Here is an 11,669-nt window from a genome sequence, read left to right as displayed (position 1 = left end):
CGGCATGGTGCACGGCGATTCGGCCCGTGAGCGGGGCGCACGCTGCGACGAAATTCCTTACACCACACCCGGTGTCGCCTACGTGCGTGAGGACGGAACCCCGAACATCGTGCGGGCGCGTTCGTACTTCGTCTCCCGCGAGGACATCGCCGAACTGTGCGAGCAGTACGCCCCGCGCGGTCACGGCATCGACTTCGCACCCCAAGCCGACTACAGCGACTTCGACCCCGATGACCTCGGCGACGAGTCCGAAGACGGGCCGGTGGCGGCATGAAATGCGGGTTCGTGACCGAGGTTCATGTGGTCGTGTACTGCGATACCTGCGGCGATCACTACACCGAGGGCGAGAACGAAGCGATCTGCTTCGACTCCATCACCCAGGCCATCGCGTATCTCACCGTCCATTCCGCGGGCGGTGTCGGCTGGGTCTACGACGGCGACAAGGTCACTTGTGACGGCTGCCAGGCCACTAACCGGTGCGTCGAGCACGGCCACACCTTCCCCGAGTCCTGGCGCACCACCGTGTGGCCGCTGGGCAATTCCACCCGTTCCCGCACCTGCGAGGTGTGCGGCGTCCCTGAAATCGAGGCCCAGCCATGAGCAACCACCGCTACGACGACAACGTCATTGACCTGCAAGCACGGCGGCGGTGCCACCTCGAACGCCGTGGTGCCGATCCGGTGAGCATCGCGGTTCACCTGCTCGCCGAGACCGGGTCGGTCCCGGCCTGGGACGGCGGCGACGACGGCGGGGACTGGGCGGCATGAGCAAGACCCGACCGGCCGCACCTGAGGTCAACCCGATTGTGCAGGCCGCTTCCGACCAGGTGACCAGCCGCAAGCGGCGTCCTCGCAAGGACCTTTCCGCCCCGTGCTCGGGGCAACTGTCGCTGTTCGATCCCAAGCAAGGAGACCAGTCGTGACCACGACAACCAAGAGCGGGCAGCGTGACCCGTTCGACCTGATCGGGCTGGCCGCACTCAATTTCGTGTGGTGGGCATTCATCGCGGTCGGCGTGCTGGCCCAGTGGGCGGTGCTGTTCCCGATGTTCTCCATCCCGGTGGTCCTCGCGGCCGCGGCCGGCCTTTTCTGGGGACCGGTCGCAGGCGTCGTGGTGGTCGGGGTGTCCATCGCGGGGATCATGCTCTGGCGGCTGCGGCGTCCGGAGATGTTCGAGCGGTGGGTCACCGCGCGGGCTCGTGTCCGGTTCCTGACCTGGTTCCGCTACCGGCGGCGCTGGGCTCGGCTGATGGTGGCCTGCCATCTGAGCATCGACCGGGGTGACCGCACGTTCATTCCGCGGCTGCTGTCGGCCGACATCGGCATAGCGACTGATCGGGTGCGGTTACGGATGCTCGACGGGCATTGCCCGGCCGACTTCGAAAACCGGGTCTCGCATCTGGCGCACGCCTTCGGCGCCCTGGACTGCCGCGCCACAATCACCGGACCCGGCACCGTGGAACTCGCCTTCCGACGCTCGGATTCCCTCGCCGCGACCGTCATCCTGCCGCGGGTCGACCACTGGACCAAGGGACAAGGACGCGCGGCATGACCACACCCATCAACCTCGACAACGACGGCAACGAGGCTGCTCCGGTCCGCCAGACTGCCGCTGAACGACGTGCACTTCCGAACTTCACCGATGTCGCCTTGGCTGCGGCCGAGAAGTTCGGGGTCTGCGTGCGGCCGGTGACGATGCGATCGTTCGACCCCAGGACCGGCAAGGTCGAATACGTCGCCTCGCCCTGCAAGTCGACCGTTGCCTCGGTGTGCAAGCCGTGCGCGGACAAGGCGCGGTGGCTGCGGATGACCCAATGCCGGGAGGGCTGGCACGCCGAGGTCGAACCGGTCGAGGAAACCCGCGACCCCTCCGATACCCAAACCGAGTTGCTCACCGCGCGCGCCGATCTGGTGCAGCAATACCGACAGGCCCGCGACGACGGTGATGACGAGATGGCTGATGCCATCGGTGAAGTGGTCGGCAGTCTCGACCGCGACCTTCGAGACTCCGGGTTCCGCGGCCCCATCCCACCACTGGACCCGACCGACCGGAAGCGGCGGTCTCGCTCGACCAAGCGGCGTCAGGACGTGCCGAACCTACCCCGCAAGAAGGTCGAACGGCACACGATCGGCCGCGTGATCGGCGGCTACCGGTCTTCGATGATGGTCACGCTCACGATGCCGTCCTACGGGTCGATCAATCAGGACGGCGCGGTGGACTCGGAGGACAAGCCGTGCTCGGACGGTTCGCCCCGCCGACCTGACGAGTACGACTACGCGCGGGCGGCGCGGGACATCGTGTTCTTCTCCAAGCTGGTCGACCGCTGGATACAGAACCTGCGCCGCTGCGTCGGCTACGACGTGCAGTACTTCGCGACCGTCGAACCGCAGAAGCGGGGCGCTCCGCACCTGCACTTGTTGTTGCGTGGCGTCATCTCGCGGGAGATTCTGCGGATGGTGACCGCGGCGACGTATCACCAGGTGTGGTGGCCGCACTTCGACCCGGACAACGAGGTGTACTCCGGGGAGAAGATGCCGGTGTGGGACTACCGGGCCATGACCTTCGTCGACCCCGATAGCGGGCAGGCGTTGACCGGCTGGGATGACGCCCTGGACGTGCTGGACGCCGTTGACGATCTGGAACCGGCGTACACGGTGCGGTTCGGCGAACGCATGGATCCCGGCCACATGCGCGGCTACATCCCCGGCGACAAGGCCGACCGGGCCATCGGGTACGTGACCAAGTACCTCACGAAGTCCATCAGCGAAGTCTTGGAAACCGACTCGACCCGCACCGCGATCCACTACGACCGGCTGCACGCTGAACTCCAGCACACCCCGTGCTCACCGCGGTGCGCGGTGTGGCTGCGGTACGGCATCATCCCCCAGGGCGCCAGCGACAAGACCATTCCCGGCCGCTGCAAGGGCAAGGCACACCGGCGAGACACCCTCGGCCTGCCCGGCCGTCGAGTGCTGGTGTCGCGTCGTTGGAGCGGGAAGACGCTTCCGGATCACAAGGCCGATCGGGCGGAGTTCGTTCGGCAACTGCTTGCCTCGGTCGGCATCCACAAGCCGGATACCTCGCACCTGATCATCCGGCCGGTCGAGCCCGGTGACCAGTCTGCCCCACCGCGCGATCACCTGATCCTGGCCGCGATCGCCCAACGCACGAAATGGCGCGCGGAGTACACCAACGCCCTATTGGCGGCGGGTGCGGGGGCACAGCAAGAACATTCGGCAATTCAGCAAGCAGCATAGGGAGGGAGCGACATGAGCGAGGAAGAGACGTACCTGCGGGCCAAGGACTGCGAGGCGCTGACTGGGATTCCGGAAGCGACGTGGCGGTGGTGGGCGCACGTTGGTTCTGGTCCGGCGAGTTTCAAGCTGGGTCCGCGTCGGCGGGTGTGGCGTAAGTCGGTCGTGCTGGCATGGATCGCTGAGCAGGAGAAGCTGACCGGTTCCGGTGAGGCTGCCTGATGGTGACGCGGCGTAATCCTCGGTCGGGTATCGAGGATCGGTGGTATCCCACGGTGGTCGAGGTCGACCCGGAGACCGGCAAGGTGACCAAGAAGAAGGTCAAGTCGGAGGAGCGTTTCGGCAAGGGCAAGCGGTGGCGGGCTCGGTATGTCGACCCGAACGGTGTCGAGAGGTCGCGCTCGTTCGACACGAAGGCCGCTGCCCAGAAGTTCCTCGATAGCGACGTGACGACGAAGGTGGTCACCGGAACCTGGGTTGATCCCGACCGTAGCGGCGTGCTGTTCGAGGTGGTCGCAGAGAAGTGGTTCGCCACGAAAAAATTTCGCAAACCGAAAACTGTGGCAGGCTATCGGTCCCTTCTGGACACCATCGTGATTCCTCGCTGGGGCGCTGTTCCGCTCCGTGATATCGAATTCGAGGATATTCAGGAATGGGTGGTGAACCTTTCTGTATCGGGGAGTTCTCGATTCGAGGGGCGTGGTCTGTCGGCGTCACGGGTTATTCAGTCCTATCAGGTGCTCAGTCAGGTTCTGAAGTTCGCGATCAAGGCGAAGCGGCTGCCGGTGAATCCGGCCGAAGACATCGATCTGCCGTCGATGTTGGCGGGGGAGCGGCGCTATCTGACGCACGTGGAGGTAATGCGCCTGGCTCTGGCTGCGGGGCGGTTCCGGACGATGGTGTTCATGCTGGCTTATACCGGGATCAGGTTCGGTGAGGCGATCGCGTTGCGGACGGCTGATGTCGACTTGGAGCGTCGGCGCATTTGGGTCCGTCGTTCGGCAACTGGTGTCACGGGAGAGGGCATCGTGGAAACGGACACGAAGAATCACACCACTCGCGCGGTGCCGGTGCCGGGAACGTTGTCGAAGGACCTGGAGAACCTGTTGAAGGGTCGGCGGCGGGATGCGCTGGTGTTCCCGAGTCACAAGGGCGGCTACCTGACCTCGACGGAGTTCCGGTGGGTATTCGACCAGGCGGCGAACGATGTCGGATTGGCCGGAGTCGTGCCGCATGGATTGCGTCACACGGCCGCGTCCCTGGCGATCAGCGCGGGGGCGAACATCAAGGTCGTTCAGCGGATGCTCGGGCACAAGACGGCGACTCTGACCCTGGACCTCTACGGGCATCTGTTCCCGGATGATCTGGACACAGTGGCCGACGCGATGGACGCCGGAGCGATCGCAGCTGCGGACTACCTGCGGACCGCGTGAGGGAGTGAGGAGAGTGGCAATCGCAGAAACTGCGTTTCACCTTGGTGCCGAGTGTGGGACTCGAACCCACACGTCCTTTCGGACAACGGTTTTTGAGTTTTTTGTCGCTCTCGACATTTGTAGCTTTCGGGTGGCGTTGGCGGTTGTGGGCGCGGCGTGCCTGAGCAGCGAGTTCGGCATGTCGGATCGTTGGTGGCCGTGGGCAGTCGGGAAGGGTATTGCGGACGGTCTGCGGACTGAACCGGTGGTCGTCGCGAGCGTGTAGAAGCAACGGCTCGACAACAGAGCATCTGTCGATGTACCCTCGCGTCGCTGGATTGAGACCGACGCTTGCGTCGGGGCTGGTGCTGACCATCTTGTTTGGGATGGCCGTGATGCTGAACATCGTTCCTATCCTGATGGCCTGGTTTCAGGCTGGTAACTCAGAAGGGCGGGTGATGAAGATGATCGGTTCCCGTTGGTTCAGTGTGGTTCCCGCAGCTGCGCTTTCCGGTTCTTCCGTCTTGTCAAGTGTCGTCGCAAACGCAGCGCCGGTCTGAGTCCAGCAAGGCGAGGGGCCAGCTTGGATGGCTACTGGCGTCCACGTAACACGCGGAAGGTCGCTGGTTCGATCCCAGCTGAGACCACACGATCCCCTCGACGTATCGCCACGTCGGGGGGATTTTTCCTCTTAGAGTGTCGAAGCTGAAGCGTTCGATGTTGACCGAGGTTAACCCCTAGTTCGCCGTGATTGAGGCACGCCGGGGGCATGAGAGGGGGGCACGTGGGCGACGGGATCGTGCTGGCGCAACCGCCTACACCGAACAGTTCAGTGGACCCAGGCACGGCTGAACACGTTCAACTCGTTGTGCCGCCGGAAGTGATCGAGAAGCTGGCCCCCCACGATCCTGGTTGGTTCACTCAGCCGATTGCCACATTGATTGCCGCAGCAGTGGCCCTTGGTGTCGCGGGGTGGGCTTGGTGGAACGTCAAGAGTCAGATAGCGGCCAACGCCGAGAACGTACAACGTCAGCTCGATGCCCAGGCCGAGAACGTACAACGTCAGCTCGATGCCCAGGCCGCACAGTTCGAACTCGTACAGCATGCGCAGATGGCGAAGGACCGAAGGGCTGAGCGGCTCGCAGCTCTACGTGACGTGATCGACTCTGCCTCCCGAGTCCTGAATGCGTTAGGAAACCTCCGTGGCCAGGTGAAGTTCCTTGTCAACGGGCTCCCGGCGCCTGACTTCGAGCTCGCCTGTGAGCGAGTGCACGAGACGTTGGTGACGCTCGCAGCGGCAGTACGGATGATGCGAGCCCTCGGGGTTCCAGAAGTACTGGAGCATTGGTTGGACGTCCACAACGAGGCCAGCTTCTACGTGCTGAACGTCGAGACTTATCTGGAGAACCCTGACCTTGAGAACACTCCGTTTCAGGAAAGTCCCCCTGAGATAGCGTTCAGAGCCTGGATTCAGAAGCATCATGACTTTCTTGAGTCCGTGTCGGTGGTGCTCGACAAAGTCGATGCCTAACGGGGGCTGGCCCTGTTGGGTGGTGGGTTGCACCCAGAGGCGGGCTGGCTGCGCCTGCCCCTTATCGGCCTGCCTTTCGCGCGTAGAGGCTCCGGGGTCAAGAGTGGCGATAGCCATCCCGTAGGGACGCCGTAGGCGCTCTTGACGCTGGAGGGGCGCGTGAACACAATGCAGGCCACCACACACCAGGGCCAAGCGGCCGAAGGACGCTCAGTAGTTCGGCAACCAGGGAAAGGGGGCCGAAGCCCCCTCAGGGATCAGTACGGGTACCGGGCCATGGTCTCGATGTTGCGGCGAATCTGAGCCTCGCAGCGATGGCAGCGCCAGCGGATCTCCTGCTGCTCGCCGTGGGTCGGGTACTCGTAGAGGAATGGGACCGCGGCGGGCTGGTCGCATCCGCGGAGCTGGCAGGTGTCGGGCTTGGTGATCATCGTTCGGGTTCCTCTCCGGTTGGGGTGGTCTGGCTGAGGGCGTCTCGATCACGGCTCCGGCGGGTGTCAAGAGTGGCGCCAGCCATCACGTAGTGACGCTGTAGGCGCTCTTGATGCCCGCCGGAGCCGTGATAGCCCTCGGATCAGTCAGACCGCCACGGCCGGAGAGGAACTGGTGACCTGGCGGGGCCCCGCTCGGCTGACTGCGGTGACCTGCTCGTGAACGTGTCCGGAGCTCCACGGGACCACAGCCGGTGGACCGGGCAGAGTGCCGGCCGATTCGTCGCGGACTGCGGGAGGTAGGTCGGGTACGGCTCTCGGCGTGCCCAGCACTGCGAGGATGTTCGAAAAGCGGCCAGATAGGAACTCGTGCGCCCCGGCGGCCGAGTGTCGCCGACGCGCCCGCCGCTCCGGTGGCCGAGGAGCCTGCGACGAGGACGCCGCGGTGCGGCCTGGCGCGGCGGCGGCGCGAAGCGCCGCCGGGGCGCTCTTGATCCTGTATGGCGAAATTCGGCAACAACTCGCACAAGCACGGGCGAAGCTAGCTAGAGGTGAATCACGGCGACCGTTTTGTCGTCGTGGCGCTTCGCGCGTGGTCGCTGCTGGCCGTGAGGGTCGTCGTCTGCTTCCCAACGATGAGCGCGGGCAAGAATCGCGGCCAGCCCGAAGGAATCTAGGCGTGCAACGTCAAGCCACGTAATACCAAGTGGCGCAAGCATCTCAGCCGCTCCATCGGTGGCTAGTGCGGCCCAACTGACTTGCGATCTTGGGTAGCTTGCAGCAAGTGCGTGAGTCGCCGCGCGGGGATCGGCCTCGGCGATCCAGTAGCCGCCATGCCGGTTGCGGCTGAGCCGTTCCTTTCGCTGAAGTTCCGCGAGGATGGCTCGATGTTCGGCGTCGTACCCTGCACCTGACTCCAGGCGGCTCCGGTAGAGCCTGGACTCAGGTAAGTCGAGCTGCGCAAGACGGTCGTCGACTACGACCTCGTACGTGCCTTCTGGCGTTCCTACGACGGCGGTCGAATCTCCGAGCACCAGAGTCTCAACGGTTTCTCGGTTGATTCGAAGCATTGCGACAGTGCTTGAGGGGGCAGAGCCAGGATGCAAGTTGAGTCGTACTGCTGTGGCCGCGATGGCGCTTGACAGGACGGATGGCAAGTCACGGTTCTCGCCCCGAAGGTGGTGGGCTAACTCCTCGCTGAGTGTGTCTACGTACGTCGCGGCGGGCGCGCCATCGGCCGCGAAGCACGAGGCCCCATCAAGGACGGCGACTGAATCGTCGGTGGTGACGATTCGATCATCGCCGGACTGGGCGGGATGTTGGGCTGCGGCAACCTGCATAACTGTCAGCCTTCAGGACGGTAGGGGCCGACAATGAGGCGGCTGCCGGTGATGGTGAAGTTTGTGTCGAAGTCCGCTTCGACAACGCCGCAGACAAATCGAAGAGACGGGTTGAACAGGGTCGCGAGATTGTGATCGAGCCAGTGCGCGACTCCGAGCGATCCGACGCTGGTGATACCAGCGATGTGGATGATCACTCGGTCTTCGTCGGCTCGGCGCGAGAAGTAGCCGATGTCGGTGAGCGTGGTCCCGTCTCGGCGGAAGGGTGATTGGTGGCGCGTACCAGTGTGCGCATCGGTGATCCACCAACCTTCTTCTGTGCGCTCGAAGTCGAGCAGAGGATCGCCTTCGAGGAGTCGCCGCGCAACAGGTGCGGACTTGGGGCCGCAGATGACCACCGTGTCGCCTTGCGGCACCTCGGCGGTGTCTGGATCGATGGCGAATCGACTAGATGCCAGCGACAGCCGTGTGAGAGTCGCTTCGAGCGCCTCCTGTGTTGCCTGATCGGAGGCGTCGAAGAAGGGGCGTTCGCGTCCTTCCTCGAAGCCGAAACGGCGAGGGATTCCGACTGCCACGGGACCGACACCGAAGAACGCCCGCTCGGGCTTTGGTGCGGTGGTGCGGATCTGGCTGATACGGCCCTTTGTGAGCCCGAGTAGTTCTGCAATCTCGGTGTAGCTCATTCCCCGCTCGCGATGCGCTTCCTCAATGGCCGCTTTGCGCAACCGCGCAAGCTCTGTGGCGCGCTGCTGGTAGACGGTCATGAGGTCGGTCGCCCTCTGTCCACGCCGGATGGGGTCCGGATCGTTCCGCACCTGGTCGAAGTCATCGGGGGTTGCCACGAGTGTGAGTTTAGAGGGTCTTGACTCGTGGGGCTGACCGACGTAGCCTGAGTTTATCCCCCCTAAACCGATCCGAGCGTTTTGCATCTATTGAGTTTAGAGGGTGTAAACGAGTCGAGCTACTACCAACGAGGAGATTGAGCAATGGCATTGAAGGACATGTGGATTCCGACCGATTTCCGTTCGGTGTTCCCGAAGGGCGTGCTGCTTCTCGGCGACATCGAGGCGCAGACCGAGTTCAGCGAGGACCGCAACGCGCCGAAGCGTCAGGCGGTCGACTACGACCGGGAGGGCAACGGCTCGGGTAAGCGCCTGTGGAAGGCAACGATCATGGACCGGGCGGGCGGCAAGGCGAACCAGGCCAGTTTCGACATCACGTTTGTTGCTGATCAGATGCCGGTTCCTTCGGAGCCGGAGGTTATGGAGGGCCTGCGTCCGATCGAGCTGGAGGGGCTGCTGCTCAAGCCTCGCGTGGTCGGTAACGGCCAGTTCAAGTCGATCGGCTTCATGATCCGTGCGACGGGGATCAAGGGCGATACCTCGGGTGCGAAGCAGGCTCCGGCTGATCCGGGTGCGGCCCGTCCGACCGGTAAGGCGGCGTGATCATGTCGTTCTTCCACACGAGCGTTTCCGGTTATGACGGGATCACCGCCGAGTACCACCCTGAGCGTGAAACGGAACACGGTTCGGTCCCGGCGACGGTGTTCATCGAATTGGTTGACGCGCGTGCGTATCTGTGCCTGAGCATCGAGGACGCGCGCACGCTGGCCGAAGCCCTGCCGGGTGTTCTGGCCGAGCACGATGCCGTGGTGTCCGCGTCGGCGGATAAGGCGGCGTGATGAGTGCGGCGGATCAGCAGCAGTCGGGGTGGAAGCGCTGGGCTCGCTGGTCCGCCGCGATCATCAGCATCGCGGTGGCGGCGGCGGCGTTCCGGTTGTCGTTCACCACGCTTCGCGACCTCGGGGTGCTGGCCCGGATTCCGGCTGATGATGCCTGGTTGTTCCCGTTGATCGTGGACGGCACGATCCTGCTGGCTACCGCTGGGGTGCTGGCTTCGGATGAGAAGTCCGACCGCCGGTTCTTCGCCTGGGTGCTCGGTATCGGGGCGGCGGTGTCGGTGGCGGGCAACAGCATTCACGCGGTCGCTTCCGGTCATCCGCTGCCGGGCTGGGCTGCGGCGGTGGTCGCGGCGGTGGCACCGATAAGCCTGTTGGCCGACACTCACGGGCTGGCTCTGTTGTTCCGCAGGGTGCACCGCGTTTCGGCTTCCGAGCCGGTGCCGGTGGTCGAGCCCGTCGCGAAGCAGACAACACCTGAGCCTGAGCCGCAACCGGTATCCGTACCCGAGCCCGAGCCCGAGCCCGAGCCGTTGCCGGTGCCTGAGCCGGTGCGGGCGGCTGAGCTTCGCCCGGTGCCTGACGCGCCGGTCCACATTCCTGTTCGTTCTGCGCGACCGCAGCAAACCATGCTGCCGATCGCTGTCCCTGTTGGGGGTTGAGATGACTGCATTTGTTCCTGCTGTGGCGACGGGTGTGTCGGCGCTGGTGAGCGTGCTGGCCGGTGTCGGGGTGCTGGTGGACCAGACCTCGGATACTCCGGCCCCGATCGTCCCGGCCGCTGCGTCCTCCTCGGCGGTAGCCACCACAACCGAGACTCCGGCTGCTCCGGCTCCGCGCGGGTGCGTGATGTTCTGCGAGGACGCCGGTCTCGGTCGACCGAATACCGACAAGGCCCCGGCTGCGTCCCCGGCGCCGGAGGGGTGCCGCCTGTTCTGCGAGCTGGAGCGCGGCTCGGAAAGGTGGGGATTCTGATGAGCGTCGCGGGAACGGTCATGCTCGCCAGCGGTCTGTGCACGGGGGCCTCAGCGTTCTGGTGGCTGCGGTCACTCGCCGCGTTCGGTACAGGCGTGCAACCGGCTGGTGATGCCGGTGAGGTCGCCGCGGCTGCTCCGGTCGAGCTGCGCACGGCGGTGCTGGTGGTCGCTGATCTGCGGCAGCAGCAGTACATGTTCACCGCGCTGGGGCTCGGCTCGGCCGAGAGCGGTTTCCCGACGCTGGAGGACTGGGTGTACACCGACTACGGCCTCCAGATCGACCTGCTGATGATGGCCGGACAGACCCGCAAGGACTGGGCCGGTGAGGACGCCCTCGACGCATTCGCGCAAGTGCTGGCGGTACCGAACGTGACGGTGGTTTTCCCTGATCCGGGGGTGGTTCGGCTCCAACTGCGGGTGTTCGACACGCTCGCGGACCCGACAAGGGCGTCGGGGGTCCACAACGGTGTGGACTTGGAGGCGATCCCCGTCGGCGTGCTGGAAGACGGCGGCACCTGGTATCTGGCGCTGCTGTACCGGCATCTGCTGATCGCGGGCGGCACCAACGCCGGTAAGGGCGGTTTGGTGTGGGCGATCATCGCCGGACTCGCCCCGGCCATCGCTTCCGGCCTGGTGGAACTGTGGGTAGCGGACCCGAAGGGCGGGATGGAGTTCGGGCGCGGCAAAGCGCTGCTGACCCGCTTCGAGTACACCGACGAGGGCATCGTCGCGATGATGGCCGACGCCGAAGCCCTCATGTTGGAACGGGCCGCGCGGTGCATGGAAGCCGGTATCGAGAAGCACGTCCCGACCGTGGATGAACCGCTGATCGTGATCATCGTGGACGAGGCGGCGGCGATGACTTCGTACGCTGAACCCGACACGATCAAGAAGTTCGACCGCCATTACGGCAAGCTGCTCACCCAGGGGCGGGCGCCGGGTATCTGCGTGGTCACCTGTGTGCAGGACCCGTCGAAAGACACCCTGCCGCAACGTCAGTTGATCCCGATCCGCATCGCCCTGCGTCTGGATGAGAAGACCCAGAT

General features: G+C 64.7%; 17 protein-coding genes and 1 pseudogene. 15 read left to right on the top strand and 3 right to left on the bottom strand.

Annotated features, from left to right (window positions below):
• From NNI01S_RS32665 to NNI01S_RS35125, 10 genes and pseudogenes are all read left to right on the top strand, one after another.
• Nucleotides 1–274: pseudogene (locus NNI01S_RS32665) on the top strand (FtsK/SpoIIIE domain-containing protein); the annotation flags it as partial.
• A gap of 11 nt (nucleotides 275–285) precedes the next feature.
• On the top strand, nucleotides 286–600 hold the full coding sequence (locus tag NNI01S_RS32660; RefSeq protein WP_157115164.1) for a hypothetical protein: 315 nt from the start codon (nucleotides 286–288) through the stop codon (nucleotides 598–600).
• Nucleotides 597–767: a hypothetical protein gene (locus NNI01S_RS35135; protein WP_157115163.1), complete on the top strand. Its 171-nt coding sequence runs from the start codon at nucleotides 597–599 to the stop codon at nucleotides 765–767. Before NNI01S_RS32660 ends, NNI01S_RS35135 begins: the two co-directional genes overlap by 4 nt.
• The gene (locus tag NNI01S_RS35550; RefSeq protein WP_169813057.1) at nucleotides 764–922 is read left to right on the top strand and encodes a hypothetical protein; all 159 of its coding nucleotides are present in this window, start codon (nucleotides 764–766) and stop codon (nucleotides 920–922) included. Before NNI01S_RS35135 ends, NNI01S_RS35550 begins: the two co-directional genes overlap by 4 nt.
• A complete protein-coding gene (locus NNI01S_RS32655; protein ID WP_063025374.1) occupies nucleotides 919–1,551 on the top strand; it encodes a hypothetical protein in 633 nt (210 codons plus the stop codon). The genes NNI01S_RS35550 and NNI01S_RS32655 overlap by 4 nt, the downstream gene beginning before the upstream one ends.
• Nucleotides 1,548–3,257 carry a replication initiator gene (locus tag NNI01S_RS32650; protein ID WP_063025372.1) on the top strand — a complete coding sequence of 570 codons (1,710 nt, stop codon included), beginning with the start codon at nucleotides 1,548–1,550 and terminating at the stop codon, nucleotides 3,255–3,257. Before NNI01S_RS32655 ends, NNI01S_RS32650 begins: the two co-directional genes overlap by 4 nt.
• Before the next feature lie 12 nt (nucleotides 3,258–3,269).
• Nucleotides 3,270–3,476 carry a helix-turn-helix transcriptional regulator gene (locus NNI01S_RS32645; RefSeq protein WP_063025370.1) on the top strand — a complete coding sequence of 69 codons (207 nt, stop codon included), beginning with the start codon at nucleotides 3,270–3,272 and terminating at the stop codon, nucleotides 3,474–3,476.
• Complete coding sequence (locus tag NNI01S_RS32640) at nucleotides 3,476–4,687, top strand: site-specific integrase (protein WP_169813056.1); 1,212 nt, start codon at nucleotides 3,476–3,478, stop codon at nucleotides 4,685–4,687. Before NNI01S_RS32645 ends, NNI01S_RS32640 begins: the two co-directional genes overlap by 1 nt.
• Nucleotides 4,688–5,031: 344 nt before the next feature.
• Nucleotides 5,032–5,226, top strand: a complete 195-nt coding sequence (locus NNI01S_RS35130) for a hypothetical protein (protein ID WP_157115162.1) — start codon at nucleotides 5,032–5,034, stop codon at nucleotides 5,224–5,226.
• Between the two features lie 224 nt (nucleotides 5,227–5,450).
• A complete protein-coding gene (locus NNI01S_RS35125) occupies nucleotides 5,451–6,197 on the top strand; it encodes a hypothetical protein (RefSeq protein ID WP_157115161.1) in 747 nt (248 codons plus the stop codon).
• Nucleotides 6,198–6,454: 257 nt separating this feature from the next.
• Here NNI01S_RS35125 and NNI01S_RS35120 read toward each other — a convergent pair whose 3' ends face one another.
• The 3 genes from NNI01S_RS35120 to NNI01S_RS32625 all read right to left on the bottom strand — a co-directional run bounded on the left by NNI01S_RS35120 (nucleotide 6,455) and on the right by NNI01S_RS32625 (nucleotide 8,810).
• Nucleotides 6,455–6,628 (bottom strand): hypothetical protein, encoded by a 174-nt coding sequence (locus tag NNI01S_RS35120; RefSeq protein ID WP_157115160.1) that lies wholly within the window; start codon nucleotides 6,626–6,628, stop codon nucleotides 6,455–6,457.
• Between the two features lie 545 nt (nucleotides 6,629–7,173).
• A complete protein-coding gene (locus NNI01S_RS35115) occupies nucleotides 7,174–7,698 on the bottom strand; it encodes a hypothetical protein (protein WP_369689729.1) in 525 nt (174 codons plus the stop codon).
• Nucleotides 7,699–7,973: 275 nt separating this feature from the next.
• Nucleotides 7,974–8,810, bottom strand: a complete 837-nt coding sequence (locus NNI01S_RS32625; RefSeq protein WP_063025364.1) for a nitrogen fixation protein NifE — start codon at nucleotides 8,808–8,810, stop codon at nucleotides 7,974–7,976.
• 144 nt (nucleotides 8,811–8,954) lie between these two features.
• Here NNI01S_RS32625 and NNI01S_RS32620 point away from each other — a divergent pair, with 144 nt between their 5' ends.
• The 5 genes from NNI01S_RS32620 to NNI01S_RS32600 all read left to right on the top strand — a co-directional run.
• Nucleotides 8,955–9,413, top strand: coding sequence for a hypothetical protein (locus tag NNI01S_RS32620; RefSeq protein WP_063025362.1), 459 nt, complete (start codon nucleotides 8,955–8,957; stop codon nucleotides 9,411–9,413).
• A 2-nt stretch (nucleotides 9,414–9,415) separates the two neighbouring features.
• Nucleotides 9,416–9,649 (top strand): hypothetical protein, encoded by a 234-nt coding sequence (locus tag NNI01S_RS32615; RefSeq protein WP_157115158.1) that lies wholly within the window; start codon nucleotides 9,416–9,418, stop codon nucleotides 9,647–9,649.
• A gap of 95 nt (nucleotides 9,650–9,744) precedes the next feature.
• Complete coding sequence (locus NNI01S_RS32610; RefSeq protein WP_245676471.1) at nucleotides 9,745–10,308, top strand: DUF2637 domain-containing protein; 564 nt, start codon at nucleotides 9,745–9,747, stop codon at nucleotides 10,306–10,308.
• A 1-nt stretch (nucleotide 10,309) separates the two neighbouring features.
• Entirely contained in the window at nucleotides 10,310–10,621 is a 312-nt protein-coding gene (locus NNI01S_RS32605) for a hypothetical protein (protein WP_063025356.1), read from the top strand.
• Nucleotides 10,621–11,669: P-loop NTPase family protein (locus NNI01S_RS32600; RefSeq protein WP_084489470.1), on the top strand; the 1,049-nt coding region annotated here is incomplete at its 3' end. The genes NNI01S_RS32605 and NNI01S_RS32600, both read left to right, overlap by 1 nt.

Source organism: Nocardia niwae NBRC 108934 = DSM 45340 (assembly GCF_001613465.1).
GTDB lineage: Bacteria > Actinomycetota > Actinomycetes > Mycobacteriales > Mycobacteriaceae > Nocardia > Nocardia niwae.
This window is presented reverse-complemented; position numbering and strand designations above follow the sequence as displayed.